This window comes from Daquilactobacillus linshuiensis, assembly GCF_052828685.1.
The window spans coordinates 367,197-384,832 of record NZ_CM128255.1 but is presented as its reverse complement, the minus strand read 5'-3'; the positions used below and the strand labels follow the sequence as shown (position 1 = coordinate 384,832).

At 28.7% G+C, this 17,636-nt stretch carries 19 protein-coding genes; 7 read left to right on the top strand and 12 right to left on the bottom strand.

Annotated elements, in window-relative coordinates:
* Positions 1 to 29 precede the first annotated feature (29 nt).
* From ACUV9F_RS02050 to ACUV9F_RS02040, 3 genes are read left to right on the top strand one after another with little or no spacing between them, the layout of a single operon-like run.
* On the top strand, positions 30 to 1,052 hold the full coding sequence (locus ACUV9F_RS02050) for a lactonase family protein (RefSeq protein ID WP_446184032.1): 1,023 nt from the start codon (positions 30 to 32) through the stop codon (positions 1,050 to 1,052).
* A 30-nt stretch (positions 1,053 to 1,082) separates the two neighbouring features.
* Positions 1,083 to 1,925 (top strand): undecaprenyl-diphosphate phosphatase, encoded by an 843-nt coding sequence (locus ACUV9F_RS02045; protein WP_446184031.1) that lies wholly within the window; start codon positions 1,083 to 1,085, stop codon positions 1,923 to 1,925.
* 20 nt (positions 1,926 to 1,945) lie between these two features.
* Positions 1,946 to 2,581: a copper homeostasis protein CutC gene (locus tag ACUV9F_RS02040; protein WP_446184030.1), complete on the top strand. Its 636-nt coding sequence runs from the start codon at positions 1,946 to 1,948 to the stop codon at positions 2,579 to 2,581.
* Between the two features lie 27 nt (positions 2,582 to 2,608).
* On the opposite strand, the gene mgtE is transcribed toward ACUV9F_RS02040, so the two are convergent.
* From mgtE to yjbM, 4 genes are read right to left on the bottom strand one after another with little or no spacing between them, the layout of a single operon-like run.
* On the bottom strand, positions 2,609 to 3,970 hold the full coding sequence (mgtE, locus tag ACUV9F_RS02035; protein ID WP_446184029.1) for a magnesium transporter: 1,362 nt from the start codon (positions 3,968 to 3,970) through the stop codon (positions 2,609 to 2,611).
* Between the two features lie 4 nt (positions 3,971 to 3,974).
* Positions 3,975 to 4,868, bottom strand: coding sequence for an RluA family pseudouridine synthase (locus tag ACUV9F_RS02030; RefSeq protein ID WP_446184028.1), 894 nt, complete (start codon positions 4,866 to 4,868; stop codon positions 3,975 to 3,977).
* Between the two features lies 1 nt (position 4,869).
* The gene (locus ACUV9F_RS02025) at positions 4,870 to 5,673 is read right to left on the bottom strand and encodes an NAD kinase (RefSeq protein ID WP_446184027.1); all 804 of its coding nucleotides are present in this window, start codon (positions 5,671 to 5,673) and stop codon (positions 4,870 to 4,872) included.
* Positions 5,654 to 6,322, bottom strand: coding sequence for a GTP diphosphokinase (gene yjbM, locus ACUV9F_RS02020; RefSeq protein WP_446184026.1), 669 nt, complete (start codon positions 6,320 to 6,322; stop codon positions 5,654 to 5,656). Before yjbM ends, ACUV9F_RS02025 begins: the two co-directional genes overlap by 20 nt.
* Before the next feature lie 157 nt (positions 6,323 to 6,479).
* Here yjbM and ACUV9F_RS02015 point away from each other — a divergent pair, with 157 nt between their 5' ends.
* Positions 6,480 to 7,109: a DsbA family protein gene (locus tag ACUV9F_RS02015; RefSeq protein WP_446184025.1), complete on the top strand. Its 630-nt coding sequence runs from the start codon at positions 6,480 to 6,482 to the stop codon at positions 7,107 to 7,109.
* On the opposite strand, the gene ACUV9F_RS02010 is transcribed toward ACUV9F_RS02015, so the two are convergent.
* From ACUV9F_RS02010 to ACUV9F_RS01995, 4 genes are all read right to left on the bottom strand, one after another.
* Positions 7,080 to 7,847 (bottom strand): competence protein CoiA family protein, encoded by a 768-nt coding sequence (locus ACUV9F_RS02010; protein WP_446184024.1) that lies wholly within the window; start codon positions 7,845 to 7,847, stop codon positions 7,080 to 7,082. The genes ACUV9F_RS02015 and ACUV9F_RS02010 overlap by 30 nt on opposite strands.
* 183 nt (positions 7,848 to 8,030) lie before the next feature.
* The gene (locus ACUV9F_RS02005; RefSeq protein WP_446184023.1) at positions 8,031 to 8,723 is read right to left on the bottom strand and encodes an adaptor protein MecA; all 693 of its coding nucleotides are present in this window, start codon (positions 8,721 to 8,723) and stop codon (positions 8,031 to 8,033) included.
* Positions 8,724 to 8,835: 112 nt separating this feature from the next.
* Positions 8,836 to 9,234 (bottom strand): transcriptional regulator SpxA, encoded by a 399-nt coding sequence (gene spxA, locus ACUV9F_RS02000; protein ID WP_446184022.1) that lies wholly within the window; start codon positions 9,232 to 9,234, stop codon positions 8,836 to 8,838.
* 217 nt (positions 9,235 to 9,451) lie between these two features.
* Entirely contained in the window at positions 9,452 to 10,183 is a 732-nt protein-coding gene (locus ACUV9F_RS01995) for an MBL fold metallo-hydrolase (RefSeq protein WP_446184021.1), read from the bottom strand.
* A 30-nt stretch (positions 10,184 to 10,213) separates the two neighbouring features.
* Between ACUV9F_RS01995 and ACUV9F_RS01990 the strand changes: the two genes are divergently transcribed.
* A complete protein-coding gene (locus tag ACUV9F_RS01990; protein WP_446184020.1) occupies positions 10,214 to 10,615 on the top strand; it encodes a hypothetical protein in 402 nt (133 codons plus the stop codon).
* Here the strand turns inward: ACUV9F_RS01990 and ACUV9F_RS01985 are convergent.
* Together ACUV9F_RS01985 and ACUV9F_RS01980 are read right to left on the bottom strand one after the other, a co-directional pair.
* Complete coding sequence (locus ACUV9F_RS01985) at positions 10,605 to 12,608, bottom strand: FtsX-like permease family protein (protein WP_446184019.1); 2,004 nt, start codon at positions 12,606 to 12,608, stop codon at positions 10,605 to 10,607. The two genes, ACUV9F_RS01990 and ACUV9F_RS01985, sit on opposite strands and share 11 nt — an antisense overlap.
* The gene (locus ACUV9F_RS01980; protein ID WP_446184336.1) at positions 12,601 to 13,365 is read right to left on the bottom strand and encodes an ABC transporter ATP-binding protein; all 765 of its coding nucleotides are present in this window, start codon (positions 13,363 to 13,365) and stop codon (positions 12,601 to 12,603) included. The genes ACUV9F_RS01985 and ACUV9F_RS01980 overlap by 8 nt, the downstream gene beginning before the upstream one ends.
* 58 nt (positions 13,366 to 13,423) lie before the next feature.
* Here ACUV9F_RS01980 and ACUV9F_RS01975 point away from each other — a divergent pair, with 58 nt between their 5' ends.
* Positions 13,424 to 14,098 (top strand): response regulator transcription factor, encoded by a 675-nt coding sequence (locus ACUV9F_RS01975; protein WP_446184018.1) that lies wholly within the window; start codon positions 13,424 to 13,426, stop codon positions 14,096 to 14,098.
* A gap of 9 nt (positions 14,099 to 14,107) precedes the next feature.
* A complete protein-coding gene (locus ACUV9F_RS01970) occupies positions 14,108 to 15,115 on the top strand; it encodes a sensor histidine kinase (protein WP_446184017.1) in 1,008 nt (335 codons plus the stop codon).
* 26 nt (positions 15,116 to 15,141) lie between these two features.
* Here the strand turns inward: ACUV9F_RS01970 and ACUV9F_RS01965 are convergent, their stop codons facing one another.
* The gene (locus ACUV9F_RS01965; protein WP_446184016.1) at positions 15,142 to 17,190 is read right to left on the bottom strand and encodes a copper-translocating P-type ATPase; all 2,049 of its coding nucleotides are present in this window, start codon (positions 17,188 to 17,190) and stop codon (positions 15,142 to 15,144) included.
* Complete coding sequence (locus ACUV9F_RS01960) at positions 17,183 to 17,614, bottom strand: CopY/TcrY family copper transport repressor (protein ID WP_446184015.1); 432 nt, start codon at positions 17,612 to 17,614, stop codon at positions 17,183 to 17,185. The genes ACUV9F_RS01965 and ACUV9F_RS01960 overlap by 8 nt, the downstream gene beginning before the upstream one ends.
* Positions 17,615 to 17,636: the final 22 nt, after the last annotated feature.

The window sequence follows — 17,636 nt, the reverse complement described above, 5'->3', positions numbered from 1 at the left end:
ATAATTTAAAACTAAAAGGAGAACTAATTTTGAAAGAACAAATCTATTTAAGTGGTTATACAAATAAAGGGAAAGGAATATATTCTGCCCAGTTAGATACTGAGACTAACTCAATTACATCACCAAAAGTTTTTATTGAATTAAATAAACCAACTTATATTGATATAGGCAACAATCTTCACTTATATTCAATCCAACAAAAAGGTGATTGGGGAGGTATTGCAGCTTATGATATTTCAAGTCAAAAGCCCAAATATATTAACTCAGCTTTAAAACTAGGTGCTGCACCATCATTTGTAAAATACGACCCAACAAGAAACATGGTTTATTCATGTCAGTTTCACGGTAGTAAGGTATACTTTGATAAGGTTCAATCTGATGGCTCTCTCAAAAGTCTATACACTATTTCGCTACAAGGAAATGGTCCAAAGCCTGAACAAGATTCTTCTAAACCACATTACAGTGGTTTGACTCCCGATAATAAAATAATTATTTGTGATTATGGAGCTGATAAAGTATCTATTTATGATTTATCTGATACGCAAGTACCAACTTTACTTTTTGAATATCACGCACCATCGGGCAGTGCCCCAAGACATCTAGTCTTTCATCCAACAAAAAATATAGCTTATATTATTTGTGAACTTTCAAGTGAAATTTTAGTTATGAATTATGATCCCAAATCTCATAGCTTGTCTTTCAAAGAAAAAATATCTACATTACCTAAAGAATTTAAAGGTACTAATACAGCTGCTGCCATTCGTATTAGTAATGATGGTAGATTTCTCTATGCTTCTAATCGTGGGCACGATTCAATTGCTATTTATGAAGTTTCTGAAGATGGTGAACATCTAAAAAAATTAGAATATCAAGATATACATGGTAAAGGACCTCGTGATTTTGACCTTGACCCTTCAAATAATTTTTTACTATGTGCTAATCAAGACAGTGATAATCTAACCTTATTTTCTCGTAATATTAAAACCGGTTTATTAACAATACTTAAAGAACAGGTTGCAATACCTGAATGTGTTTGTGTAAAATTTGTCTGATTTTAAAAATATAATTAAGAGGTAAAAATATTGTTTATTGAAATAATTAAAGTAATCATTTTAGGTATCATCGAAGGTGTTACCGAGTTTCTTCCAATAAGTTCAACAGGACATTTATATTTAGCAAATGAATTTGTTAAATTAAATCAATCTCAATCTTTTATCAACATGTTCATGGTAGTTATACAATTTGGTGCGATACTAGCAGTTATTTTATTGTACTTTCACAAATTAAATCCTTTTTCTCCAAAAAAAAATAACCTAGAAAAAAAACAAACATGGACTTTATGGTTTAAAGTTTTAGTGGCTTGTATTCCATCAATAATAGTTGGTCTTCCACTCAATGACTGGATGGATGCACACTTGAACAATTGGCAAGTCATTTCTGCTACTCTTTTAATTTATGGTATTTTGTTTATTATTATTGAAAACTATAACAAAAATAAAAAAGCAAAATTAACTGATTTAAACACTCTTTCATTTAAAACAGCTTTTATTATTGGTTTATTTCAAGTCTTAGCATTAGTACCTGGAACATCACGTTCAGGTGCAACTATTTTAGGAGCAATATTAATTGGAACCTCTAGATTTGTAGCTACTGAATTTTCATTTTTCTTATCAATTCCTACAATGTTTGGTGCAAGTCTTTTAAAGATTATCAAATTTATAGTTAAAGGTAATACATTTACTGGTAGTGAAACATTTATTTTATTATTAGGGACTGTTGTGTCCTTTATCGTTGCTTATATCTCAATTAAGTTCTTACTTAACTATATCAAGAAAAATGATTTCAAAGCATTTGGATGGTATAGAATTATTTTAGCAATTATTGTTATCATTTATTTTGGTGGTAAAGCAATTTTTGGAATTTAAATATATAAAAGGAGACATCTATGACTCTTAAAGAAGTAGCTGTAGAAAACTATTCAAGCATCCCCGCTGCTGTTTTAGCGGGAGCTAACAGAATTGAGCTAAATGATAATCTAGCGGTAGGAGGAACTACTGTTAGTTATGGCGTCATGGCAGAATCTGCTAAATATCTGCAAGAACACTCAATTCCTCTAACCACTATGATTCGCCCTCGTGGCGGGAATTTTATCTATAACGATATTGAATTAAAGATTATGGAAGCAGATATTTTTAAAGCTCAGGAATTAGGTGTAGATGCAGTAACTTTTGGCTGCTTAACATCTGACGGTCAACTTGATGAGGAAGCTATGGAAATGCTAATAGGTGCTAGTTCTGGCATGGAAGTTGTTATGCACATGGCATTTGATGCTATTCAAGAAGAAAATCAATTAAGTACAGTAGATTGGTTAATTGAACATAATGTAAAGCGGATATTAACGCATGGTGATAATTTAGATAGACCATTGAATATCGATAAATTAAAAAAAATCATTGCATATTCTGAAGCTAAAGATATAGATATTCTTCCTGGTGGAGGTATTACATATGAAAATGCTGATGAAATTTCTAATAAATTAAATGTTCCGTACTTACATGGAACAAAAATAATTAAATACTAAAAAAATCCTTCAATTATGAAGGATTTTTTATTTACCTATAAAGAAATGTATAAACAAATTAGCTATATTAAAATATATTAATACACTAGTCAAATCACTAAGTGTCGAAATAAAAGGGCCACTAGCTACTGCCGGATCAAATCCTAACTTATCCATTATTAATGGAATAAGTGTTCCAGCTAAATTAGCGACTGTTATCGCAACCATCATTGCTAATCCTATAACAAATCCCAATATAAAGCTGTGTTGCCAAAATCCAACTACAATCCAAATGGTTAATCCAGTGACCATTCCTGTAGCTATGCCTGTAACTAATTCTCGCAATATAACACTACCTAAGCCAAAATCATCATCATTAATTATAGCTAGTCTTCTAACCGCAACAGCTAAACTTTGAGTTCCTGCATTTCCAGCCGTACCTGTTATTAATGTTATAAATACCGCCAAAATACTTGCTTGACTTAATAGGTCTTCAAAATGATTAATCAAAGTTGCAGTAATCATCCCTAAAAATAACAATGTTATTAACCAAGGCAACCTCTTCATAGCTGATTGTATCGGATTATCAGATATAGATTCCTCAACATCAACACCAGCAAGGCCAGAGTAATCAGATTGAGCTTCATCATCAATAATTTCAATAACATCATCAACTGTGATAATACCAACCATTTTGTTAGCATGATCAACAACTGGCAAGGCCAAAAAATCATAGTCACGAAAAACTTGTGCGACCTCTGTTTGATCAGCATCAACGTTAACAGAAATCACCTGCTTATTCATTATATCTCCTAATAAAGCATCATCATTATTAATAATTAACTCTCTAAGAGACATAACACCAACTAAGTCGTCATCTTCACCAATGACAAACAATGAGTTAATTGTTTCAGCATCATCAGCTTGCTCTTTTAACTCTTTCATTGCATCAGATATTGTTTGATCAACACTAAAACTGACATAATCAGTAGTCATTAACCCACCGGCAGTCTCAGTATCATAATGAAGTAATCCTCTAAGATTATTAGCCTCTCCTCGAGGCATTCTTGATAAATATTTATCTACTTCTGGTTTTTCGAGATGCTCCAAAATATCAGCTGCATTATCATCATACATGTTGTCCAACATATCTGAAGCATATTGTGGATCCATTTCTTCAAGATACATTGGTAATTCAGGAATGTCATCTTCAATCGTATCAAACATGTCAGCCGTTTCATCAGGCTTTAATATTTTATATATCTTAAGCCTTTCTTCTTCTTCTAAAGTTAAGAAAAACTGTGATTGATCATAAAAATGCATATCCAAAAACTTTTTTCTGAATCTTTTAGTTTCATTATCATTTAGTAAATCTATTAACTTTTTGTATTCTACTTCAATATTATCCATTGATCTATTTCCTTAGTTTATCGATCAAGCTTTCAATATCACTAGGCAAATGCGAATTAACATCAACTATTTCTTTTGTTATCGGATGTATAAATTTGAGCCTAAAACAATGTAACGCTTGTCTTTTTATTAATTGCATAGATCCTCCGTAAAGCTCATCTCCATACAAGGGATGTCCAATAGCAGAAAAATGAACTCTAATTTGATGTGTTCTTCCTGTTATTAAATTAATTTTTGCGACTGATCCGTTATCAAAATTCTCCATAATTGTATATTTAGTTAGTGATTTTTTCCCATTACCAGAAACAATACGTTTCATATAAAAATCATCAGAAATACCAATAGGTAAATTAATTTCTGATTTTTCCAAACTATTAAAAGAATTTTCAACTACTGCAATATATTGCTTAGTAAAATCATTAGAATGCAATTTCTTGCTAATCAGTGAATGTGAAAATGAATTTTTAGCAAAAATCATCAGTCCAGAAGTATCACGATCTAATCTAGTAACTACATGGACTGCATCAGATTCTTCACCTTTTTGTTGTAAGTAAGCCTTTATATAATTTGCCATTGTTGCTGATTCTTTTTTTCGAGCTGGTAAACTAGCCAAGCCTGATGGTTTAGAAACTATTAAATAAAAATCATCTTCAAATTTTATATCCAAGTCCCCAGTTATTGCCTTTATCTTTTTTGAGCCTATTTCTGTTGGTAGTTTAACGATAATTGTAGCTCCAACGGGCATAGAATAATTTAAATATCTTTCTTTTTTATTTACAAAAATTTGTCCATCATGATTTTTTATCTTTGATATTTGACTTGATGAAAAATTCTTTTGTTTTAAAAAGCTTCTAACAATTTTTTTATCTTCTTTTTTTACTACCCATTTAAAAATCATATTATAAAAAGTCGTTCGTTCCTAAAAATGCATGTTCTACACGTCCCCAAAAATGTCTATCTCGTAACTGGGCAAACTTAATACTTTGATCAGACAACTTAAACTTCATTGATTTAATTTCACAGTTAGTTTGGGAATTAGTATCATAATTTACCATATAGTCTTTTTCACTTCCTAGAATAACCTCAACAGTTTGTGTACTAGGAACAATTATAGGAGCAGATATTGAACGATAGACACGATTATTAATCGGAGCTATTTCATTCATTTGCATAACATGAGACTTAGGATGAATTACAGCACCACCTATTGATTTCGCATAGGCTGTTGAGCCACTTGGTGTAGAAAAACACAGTCCATCTCCACGAAATTTTTCGAAAAATTCACCATCTAAAATAACATCAGCTCTCATTGTTTGCGACGGACGTTTAATTATTGTTTCATTCAAAGAACTTATTTTTTTAGTTTCACCATTTCTAAAAGTTATTTCGACATCTAAAATTGGATATTTGATACTTTTATTTTGATCATTTTTTAAAGCTTTTATTAACTCATCAACTTCAAAATCTCTCCAATCAGCATAAAATCCTAGATGGCCCGTATGTACTCCTAAAAATCTTACATTATTCACTTTATTTCTATATTCATGAAAAGTTTTTAAAAAAGTTCCATCACCACCAACACTGATTGCAATGTCAGGATTTTTTTTATCCAATTCAAAGCCAATATCTAATACTCCCTGCTTAATTTTTTCTGCAGTTTTTTTTGATATAGATTTTGTATTATTATTTATCCACACTTTCATTTTCATTGTCCTGACTAGTTTTATTTTTGTTTTTCTTTTGAACTGTAAAATACTGTTGTGCTTCTTGAATTTCACCACGTATTTTGGACATTTCTTCATCTAACATAAATGAAGCTTCAGCAGCTCTTTTTAGTCGATCATTTATTTCTTCAGGAAAATCACCTTGATATTTATAATTAAGTGAATGCTCAATTGTTGACCAAAAGTTCATTGCTAGCGTTCTAATCTGAATTTCGGCTAATATATTTTTTTGACCAGTTGTTAACTGTATTGGATACTCCACAACAACGTGATAAGATCTATATCCACTAGACTTGCTATTAGTAACATAATCGCGTTCTTCAATCACTCTCAAGTCTTCACGCTGATGCAGCAAATCTGCAACCTCGTAAATATCTTCTACAAACTGAGTTTGAATTCTTAACCCTGCAATATCTTGCATATCTTTTTCTAAAACATTTTCTGCAATGTATCTTCTTTGCATCTTTTCTTTAATACTATCAATTGTCTTCACTCGACCAGTTACATACTCAATTGGTGAATGTTCCCCACGCTCTAAAAACTCTTTACGAGCACTTCGCAATTTAATTTTCAACTCATCAACAGCTTGCTGATAAGGCATCAAAAAAACATCCCAATTTTCAGTCATCAAATTCACCTCCTGAGATTTATCTAACAGTAAAACTATACCATAAAACAGACATAGCTTATTTTTGAAAACACTTTTATAAGGCAAAACAGTTGACCTTATATGAAATTTTGATAAAGTACACTTTGGAAGATTTATTTAGACGAGGAGAAAAATTGTGTGGGAAGTATTTTTATTTGTTAATCCATTAGGTTCATATTGTTTAAATACGGAAACTACAATATTAAACTTTGTGGATGATCACAATATACAAGCACATTTTAATTTTATTGCTGTAAATAATTTAAAAAATATAACCGATTTTATGAATAGAACTAATATGGATACTAGTGATTTACAACTAAGAAATGAAATAACACTTAGTTGTTATGACGCAGCGCTTACTTATAAAGCTGCATCTTGTCAAGGTCAAAAAAAAGCACGTCAATTATTAATGAAAATTCAATATGCAATAAATGAATTAAACGCCGAGTACAATGAAGATCTTATCAAAAATTCTGCTAAAGAGTTACACATTGATTATGAAGAATTATTAGCTGACAAAGAATGTGACCTAATAAACAGTAGTTTTGAAGCTGACCAACTATTAGCGCAAGAAATGAATGTTACTCAAACTCCATCTACTGTTATTTTTAATTACGATTCTGACGATCAAAACGGTATATTAATTGATAATCATAGCAAAGAAGACCTTGAAAATATCTTATTTGACTTATATAAAAATAATCAGCCTCAAAAAAATAACACTAAAAATAACTTAATTGATATCTCTTTTTATCAAAAATAATAAATCATTTAATTTCTGATTAACCTCAGCTTGTAGTTTACTTACTAGCTGGGGGTTTATTTTTATTTGAGCAGGAATTTCAACAACTTTATCAACACCAAATTTTTCAAATTCTACTAATGTTTGAATTAAATTATGCTTAAAAATAGGAGGCATTTTTATTTCATTTAGCTTATTTTCATAACTAATATTATGTTCGTAACAATACTGCCTTATCTTAATGAAATTAATATTTTTTTCATGAATAAATGGTTGTTTCAATTCTTTAAATTGAATTATCTCTATTAAGTTATTAAAATTTCTTTTTTTATAGTAAATATTTAAGCATGGACCAACAAAATTAATATCAAACAATAAAGTATACTTATGTATATTTGTATTCAAAAAAATTAAATACCACTTCCAAGAAGTAGAATAATTTAAAAATTTCAATTGTCTATTACTTAATTTTGTTAAATATCCTTGACTTAAAAACCAAATACTCTGGTATCCACCTTTATTATATCCAGCTATCCTATCATTTAATATTTCTTTATTTATCGGTGAATTTTGAAACTCTAATGCTAATTTTCGAGTAGATTTTTTAGCAAATACGTCAATTCTTTGTTTATTATTTTCTATATATATTTCACTCGTAGTTATATAGCCATTTATTTCAAAATCTTGTTTTAATATATTTTTTCCTATTCGATGAATATTAGTTTCGTTACTCTTATTATGCGATTGTATCTTATGCATAAAATATTTTTTTTGCGTTTTAGAACATATTAATTTCACATCTTTTTTACAATCAACACATTTAAATTTATCATTTATATCAGCATTAATTGCATAGACTAATTTGTTTTTTTGATTATATGCGGCAAAAATAATATCACCCTTTTAAAAATTACGCAAAAAAAATAAAGACCCAATCGGTCTTTATTTAAAATAGTGTCTTGCTAATTGCAGTGCTGATTTATCCATAATTTTTTTCCCATATTCAGATAAATATGCAGAAGTGATAGTTGTTTTATATGAAAATTCATTAACAATTGCTGTTAATTCTTTTAGTCTTAAATCATGTAGTTCATCTGTATAAACTAAAATATCTAAGTAATATTGTCCTTCATATAACCATAAATTAGATACAATACTATCATTTTTTAGCATATTGGCTAAATCTAAGAAATCTTCAAAACTTTCAAATTTAACTACACTTGTATATATTCTATCTTCAAAACCATCTTTTGATTTTTTCTCTTCAGGTACTGACTCAACTTCTTGAGCATCAATTCCCAAATTGTTCTTGAAAAAGTCTTCCCAGCCTTTTGACTCGTTAGAATTATTATCAAAAGACCCAAACTCTTGTCCCATTTGTTTTGCTGCCTTATTACCTTTACTTATTAATAAAACTAAACCATTTGCTTTTGTTTGTGGCATAACTTGGAATGTAACAGCCTCATCATTAGCAAATGTTTTATCAACATCCACTTCATCCAAAATACTATAAAAGAATGCTTCTATCTGTTTTCTATTGCCTAATAAATCAAGCATAGAAACACCTCTGTCTTCTAAATCTTCTGGAGCAAGGATTACTTTAATTGTATCATCATTTATTCTATGAGTTTCCATTTACTTTACCTCACAACTCCGTCTTACTTCTGTCTATTTTATCAATACTAATTCAGTTGTAAAGTTTTAAGCATAAAAAAGACGCGATTAATTTCGCGCCTTTTTTATTTATCTAAAATCCTGCCATTAATTGTGCTTGATGTAATTCCATTGTTCTTACGCTTCTTGGTAGAAATCTTCTGATTTCATCTTCATTAAACCCAACTTGAAGGCGTTTATCATCCATCATAATTGGTCTTCTTAATATTCCGGGATTTTTTTCAATAATATTTAAGAGTTGATCAATTGTTAAATCATCAACTTTAATATTTAACTTTTGAAATACTTTTGAACGAGTAGAAATAATTTCTTCTGTTCCGTCTTCTGTCATTTGAAGAATTTGTTTTAGTTCATCTTTATTTAAAGGCTCTGTAAAAATATTTCTTTCTTTAAATTCTATATCATGTTCTTGTAACCAAGCCTTTGCTTTACGACATGATGTGCAACTAGGTGATACGTATAGTGTTACCATAAGTATTTCTCCTTTAGCTTTGGAGTTGGAATTTCTTCCACGTCATTATTATAACTTCTCTAATAAAAGAAGTCTATATATTTTTGTAAATTAATATGCGAAAATATGTTCCTCATTATTATTTTGTGAGTTTTCAACACTATTAAAACAATAAATGTGAACTTTTTTCACAATATTTTTTGAATAATAATTTATAAAACTAATAATTTTTTTATTATTATAACTCAACAGAAAGTGCGTCGCTCGCAAGAAATACCTTTCCAGTTTTCTTTATTGCCTTTGCCTCTTTCAACAATTGATTGTGATTAATTTCTTGAGGTAGATGGCTTAAAAGTAATACTTCAGAATTAGAATCGTTTGCTAATTTCGCCGATTCTACACTAGTCATATGCCACTTAATTCCTGTTTTTTGCTTGTCAAAATTTGTATCCGTTATTAATAAATTAGAGTTCATCGAAAAATCAACTAAATCATCAAAGTAATCCGTATCAGCTGTAAAAGTTAGTATTTTTTTCCCGTTAGTTATTCTCATAGCATATGTTGGGACAGGATGAATTGTTCTTAAAAACTCAATCTTAAATGGTCCAATTTCTAATGGAGCTAAATCGGAATAAGATTTTCCAACTGTGACTTTCTCCAAAGTCAGAGAACCGTAGTTTAAAGGATCCTGAGTATTTCCATAAATTGGCAATATGTCTACTTTCTTTTTTCCATTATTTAATTGCCAATAATATTGCAAAACTCCTAAATCTGCTATATGGTCATGATGGTAGTGAGAAATAATAACACCATCTAATTGAAGTGGATCAATAACTTTTGATAAATTATTAACGGTATTACTTCCACAATCAATTAATAAGTTATATCCATTTTCTTGTAATAAATAACTCGTTGTCCCATGCCCATCAAATGGATAACCACCAAAATATCCTAATACTGTAAGTTTCAAAATATCACCTCTTCTTTAAGGAGTTTTATTATGTCTTTAAGTTTAACACTAGGAAGTAAAAAATTATTAAAAGATTTTTCAAAGCCACACGTAATTTTAAATCCTATTAATTTAGATGAAGCATCAATGCGTGTTGAATTTTCTGGAACTGATTACCAAGAAATATCACAAAATAATTTTTCTTGGAATTTTTCTTATTATAGATTTATTTATTTGAAGTTTAATAAAGAGCAAAAACTAATTTTTGAAAATATGATGATAAACAAAAAAATTCAACTACAAAATTATTTAATAATTAAAAACGATGATAGTTTCGTAATTATTGTTGGAAGTAACTCAAGTGATATTGATTATGCAAATATAAAAAAATTATTAATCGAAAAAACGACTAATAATTTTGGCTTTTTTTCTAAACTTTATGTCAATGATTAATTTCTTTTGAAATCTGCAACTTTGATATTCTTTGAGTTATTACAAAAAGTAACGTATATATAATCAAATAAATAGTTAAAATTTCTAAAAATAATATCCAATAACTATTAATAGATATTGCCATCAAATAATTGGCCGCCATTATTGCATGTATAATAGCTAAACTAATTGGTAAATAAAATAGTAGAAAGGTTTGTCTAAAAATAAGTTTATTTATGTTTTTTTGACCTATACCGATTTTTTTTATTGTTTCATACGTTTTTATATTTCTATTATTCTCAACAAATTGTTTAATTGACAATATACTTCCTAACGCAACAATAAATACAACACTTAATACGCTGAAAATAAATACTAAAAATCCTCTTGTTTGCTGTCCCAAAACACTACTTGCATAGCTTTGAGTATAATTATTCTTTACAAATACACCCACATTTTTTTGGCTATTTTTTTTATATGAATCAATTTTATATTCATTAACGTTATGATTCTTCTGATTAATCCAAGCTAATAAATAATTGTTATTTGTTCGAGTCTTCATTGTTAAATTATCTAAATCTTTTTTCATTGATCTATTTATACTTTTTTTAAAATTAATTCCATATATTTTGTCTGCTTTATCTGCAGATAAAGATTCATACAATTTATCAGGAACTACAATAACTGATCCATAATACAAATTAGGACTGATAGGAATTGCAATACCACTATTTTTTACATGTATTTTTTTTCCAATTAACAAAGTATAGGTATCATTAACACGTTGATCACCAAATGTACTATCAGTTAAGCTCATTATTTCATTAGGATTTATATTACTATTATATTTTATAGCTTTTTTGCCTATTGCTTTTTTATAGCTTTTGTAAGAAATAAAACTATAGACTTGATAGTTATCCTTATTTTTTCTTCCGATATTTTGTTTTATGGGTACCTCTTTAATTTCTTTAAAATCTTGTTTATTCTTTTGAGCATATTTTTTTACGATGTCCAAATCTCTTGAGTTCACACCTATGTCATATGAATATAATGTGTCATCATGATATTTACTACTCTGATATACAACAATTGCAAAAAATAACATTACAATCGATAATCCGGACATTACCGTAATCAACCAAAGTGATGATACATTTTTTTTAATTGATTTTTCAAATAAATTACTAGTTAAATTTTTAAGACCATTATATTTAAAAATACTAAATTTCTTTAATATTTCAATAATTGCTTCTATAAATCCCACATAAAAAAGATAAGTGCCAATTACCACCTCAACAAATATCCAAAACATCTTTACTTGAGCAAGATTAGTATTGTAATTACTGTAATTACTATCTTTAATTATATTACCACCATATTTTAGTACCTGAAAATATCCATAAAGAATTAATAACACTCCTAAAATTCCTATAATATAATTAACAAACTTCATTTCTTTTTTTTGCTTGTACTTATTTTTCTGACGAATAATTCGATACATGTTTAGTATGGCTAATAAAAGTGTAAAAAATATAAATGTCCATAAAGATGATTGAAGAATTTTTGTATTTAAATAAAAATGAAAATCCCAAGAAAGATGCATCATTCTTATTAAAATCATTCCAAACATTTTAGAAAAAATAATTGCAAAAACAAATCCAACTATCCATGAAATAAATTGAATAAAAAAGGTTTCAAAAAAAATCCCTAAAGAAATTCTATATTTTGAAATTCCTAAAAATTTATATAAATTAAATTCCTTTTTTCTTTCTTTTATTAAAATTCCACTTATATAAGCTACAAATATCCACTCCATAAAAATTAGAATCGAAGATAATGCAGTTGTAAGACTTCCTAAATTGGTATTCCAGTTTTCAACAGTTTTTAACTCAGGGTTCCAAGTTATAAAATATAAAATGAAATAAACCATAACCGCACTTGAAGAAGCCATTATATAAACTAAATAATTATTTTTATGGGCAGAAAAATTTTTTATAAATATTTTACTAAGCATTAAAAAAATCTCCTCCACCAATTGTTCTTTGCATATTAATTATTTTTTCAAAAAATTCTTTTCTATCACCATTAGTGTTGATTTTCGCAAAAATTTTTCCATCTTTTATAAAAATTATTCTTTTACAATAACTAGCAGTAAAAGCATCATGTGTTGCCATTAATATCGTTGTTTGTTCTTGTGTATTTATTTTTTCAAGATAATTGAGAAGTTGAGTCGCGGACTTAGAGTCTAAACTTCCCGTCGGTTCATCAGCAAATAAAACTTCTGGCTTGTTTATTATTGCACGAGCACAAGCAACTAATTGCTTTTGTCCTCCTGAAAGTTCGTCAATTCTTCTTTTATTAAGTGGTGTTAACCCGAGGATTTTATTAATATATTGTAATCTTTTAGTTATCTCTACTTTTTTAAATTTCGAAAAAGTTAGCGGCAGTATAATATTTTCTTCTACCGTTAAAGATTCTAATAGATTAAAATCTTGAAATATAAAGCCTAAATGATTTTTTCTAAAATTTGCCACTTCATTTTCTTTCATTCTTGTCAATTCTTTACCGTCAATAATTATTTCTCCAACATCGGGTTTCATAGCCGAAGAGATTATATTCAAAAGTGTGGTTTTTCCTGACCCTGAAGGCCCCATAATTCCAACAAAATCTCCTTTTTCTATATTAAAAGAAACACCGTTAAGAGCTTTAGTCGAGTTGAGTAAATTCCCATATTTTTTTGAAATTTGTGAAACTGTAATTATATTCATAATTTTTTCTCCATTTAGGGTAAAATAACTATATAGACTATACCATTTTTGAGGTAATAAGATGTTCAAAGTAATGATTGTTGAAGATGAATCAATTATAGCTGACACAATTAGTGAAAGCCTTACACAGTGGCAAATAAATCCTATAAAAATAACTAACTTTGAAAAAGTTTTTGATGTTTTTATAGAAGAAAAACCAGATTTAGTTTTATTAGATATAAACCTTCCAGCTTTTGATGGTTATTACTGGAATCAAAAAATTCGCGAAGTTTCTCAAGTTCCAATAATTTTTATATCATCAAGAAATTCTAATATGGATCAGATAATGGCTATGAATATGGGGGCAGATGATTTTGTTGAAAAGCCTTTTTCTACCGATTTATTATTGGCTAAAATTAAAGCCCTACTTCGTAGAACATATAATTATTCCGAATCAAATGCAGATATTATAGAACATAACGGACTACTTCTTAATCTATCAAATAGTACAGCTAGTGTTAATGACCAAGAGATTGATTTATCAAAAAACGAATTCAAACTTTTACAAAGGCTTTTAAAAGATAAGGGTAATATTGTTACAAGAAATCAATTACTTAGTTTTATGTGGGAAGACTCTAGATTTGTTGATGACAATACTTTAACCGTCAATGTAAACAGACTTCGAAAAAAAATTGAAGATGCTGGATTGAATAATTACATAGTAACTAAAGTTGGGCAAGGATACATTGTTCCTTAAAGGAGAAATATGAATTTTTTAAAATATCTAAAAGATCAGATACTATTAATATTTTTGTGGGTTGTCTCAATAGCTTTATTTGATTTAATCATTTTTTTAGAGCCTAAATTTAAACTTTCAACTGGTACCTTTTTCTATGCGGATATTCTTTCTTTTATGATATTATTCTTCTACTTAATAACTAATTATAATAGAAAAAAAAATTGGTTTAATTCATTAAATATTCTTCGGGAAGACTCTACTAGAGAAGTATCAACAAATTCTAATCAAGAAGAATTAGAACTTAATATTATTTTGGATATTATTTTTAAATTACGTCATGAATTAACTGAGCTAAACAAATCAAAAAGTAATCAAGAAGAATTTATTGAATCTTGGGTTCACGATATAAAAGTGCCGCTAACAGCGTTAAAACTGATTTTAGAAAAAGATGATATCAATTTAATAAAAGAACAATCAAACTTTGAAATCACAAATATCAATCATTTAGTTGAACAAATATTATACTATTCAAGATTAAATAATTTTGCTAATGATTATTTAATTAAACAGATTAATTTAAAAGACGTAGTTAGTACATCTTTAAAAAATAATATGATTCTTTTTATTTCTAAAAATATTTCTGTCAATCTATCTGTTGATAATTTAACAGTACTAACAGATGAAAAATGGCTTGAATTCATTATTAATCAAATAATTTCTAATTCATTAAAGTATACAAATAGTAATGGAAAAATAAATATAGAAGCTCAAGATAATAATGGCGTTATTACTTTAAAAATCACTGATACTGGTATTGGTATTAAATCAGAAGACATCATTAGAGTTTTTGATAAGGGGTTCACCGGACAAAATGGCAGATTGAGTTCATCTAAATCTACTGGGCTAGGATTATATTTAGCAAAAAAAATGAGTGACAAATTAGGTCAAGAATTAACGATTGAATCTGAATACAATCACGGAACTACTGTTAATATTGTTTTTCCAACATTATCTTATTTTAAACAGTTCAATTAAAAAAGAGACATCTTTAGATGTCTCTTTTACTTGAGCGTCATAGCATTTATTGCAACAATCACAGTCGAAAATGACATAATAATTGCACCAACTGCAGGACTGATCATTATTCCAATACCAGCTAAAATTCCTGCTGCTAATGGTATTGCAATAATATTATATCCAGCCCCCCACCATAAATTTTGAATCATTTTTTCATTTGTCTTTTTTGCTAAGTCGAAGAATTTAATAATCGAGTTTAAATCATTATTTGCTAGAATCACATCTGCAGAATCAATAGCAACATCTGTTCCTGCACCTATAGCTATTCCTAGATCCGCTGTTGTTAAAGCAACTGTATCATTTATACCATCTCCAACCATCATTACTGAATGATGGTTTTTTTGATAATCTTTAATAATATCTTGTTTTTCATCAGGCTTTAGCTCCGCATGAAAATCAATTCCTAATTTATCCGCTATTACCTTTGCTGAATTGTGATTATCACCAGTTAACATTACTAATTTAATATTTCTATTATTTAATTCTTTTGCAAAATCAAAAGCACTTTCTCTTAATTGATCTCCTACAGAAATCATTAATTGTACTCTATCATCCACTACCAAATAACTAATAGAATTACCCTTTTGAGAAGCTTCTTCATAATCTTGTTGGTTAAAATCTATTTTATTTTCAACTAAATACTTCTTATTTACTATTAGATAATTTTGATTATTTAATTGACCCTTAACTCCATAACCTTTAAGAGTTTCCACTGAACTAAATTTGTTTACTTGTATTTCATTGTTCTTTAAATACCTTATTATCCCTTGTGCAATTGGATGATTAGATTGTTCTTCAAGTCCACCAACTATAGATAATAAATTTTCATCGTTAGAATAGTTTTTTATATCATTTACAGTGAAATTTCCTTGAGTTAAAGTCCCAGTTTTATCAATAACTATGGTATCTATTTTCTTGCTTTCTTCAATTGCTATTTTATTACGAATTAACAACCCATTAGTTGCAGCAATTGATGTACTTCTGGCGTTAACAAGAGGAACAGCTAAGCCAAGTGCATGCGGACAGGCAATAACAAATACTGTCACCATTATTTCCAAAGCCTTAGGCAAACTAGAATTTATTGTCCAATATATAAGTGCTAATAAACCGACTATTAGTGCAGCATAAAATAACCATCCGGCTACTTTATTTGCGATTTCTTCTTTTTTAGACTTTTGGCTTTGTGCATCAGCAACCAATGTTTGTATTTGTGACAAATAGCCGCTTTCATTGTCTTTAGTGACTTTTACTTGAAGTGTTTTTGAATCATTAATAGATCCACCAATAACCTGATCCTTTTCTTCTTTAGCGACTAATTTTGATTCTCCAGTGACCAGTGACTCATTAACACTTGATTTTCCTTTAACGATTATCCCGTCTAAAGGAATCGTCTCTCCTGCTCTAGCTTCAATTATAGAACCCTCAGATATATCTGAAACGTCCATATCCATTACATGATCTCCATGTATCATATGAGCTTTATCAGGGATTAGCTGTGTTATCTTTTCTAAAGCATTTCCCGCACTCATAACTGATGTCATTTCAATCCAATGACCCAATAACATAATGACAATTAAAGTCGAAAATTCCAAAAAAAAGTTCATGACACTATTATTATTCAAAAAGCTCGTAGCAATAAATGCATAAACACTATATATATAAGAAGCAGATAATCCCAGAGCAATTAATGTCATCATACCTGGTGTTCTTTTTTTTATTTCTGAAATACTTCCAATCCAAAATGGATTTCCACCATAGAATAATAAAAATGTTGCAAGTACTAATACAATTATATCTGAACCATTAAAACTAAATTGAAAAGGTAATTCCATTCCCATCATTGGTGACATCAGTATTATAGGTATCGTCACAATAAATGATACGATAAATCTTTTTTTGAAATCCATCCCATGATGCATTGAGTGATCCATTCCCGACATATTATTCATATCATGATGCATATGGGACATGTCGTGATCCATTTCTGACATATTATGATGCATATGAGACATATCATGTTCATTATTATTCATTAATATAATCCTCTTTTCTTAAACAGTTACATTCTACCCTTTCAGGAGCATCAACACGCTTTTTCTCAAGCTTTTGAATCAATACTTCTAATTCACTTTTTGAGATTGGGCTATTATCTATTAAGTCACCAATAGCATTGGATTTTTCCATATCACAAATATTATTAAATAAAATCTCAACACTTGACTCAATTCCATAATCTTCGGAATACTTAGCTGTATATATAAATGGACGATTTTTTTTATCAACTTCTAAAATTTCTTTTTTTACCAATCGTCCTATCAATGTTTTAACAGTAGAATCATTCCAATTATTCTTCTTGCCTAAGTAAGAAATGATGTCAGAACTAGTAGCCTTATCTAAAGTCCATATTATTCGCAAAACTTGCCATTCTGCAGGACTAACTTCTTCAAATTTATTCATATTTACCTCCTGTTTACATTTG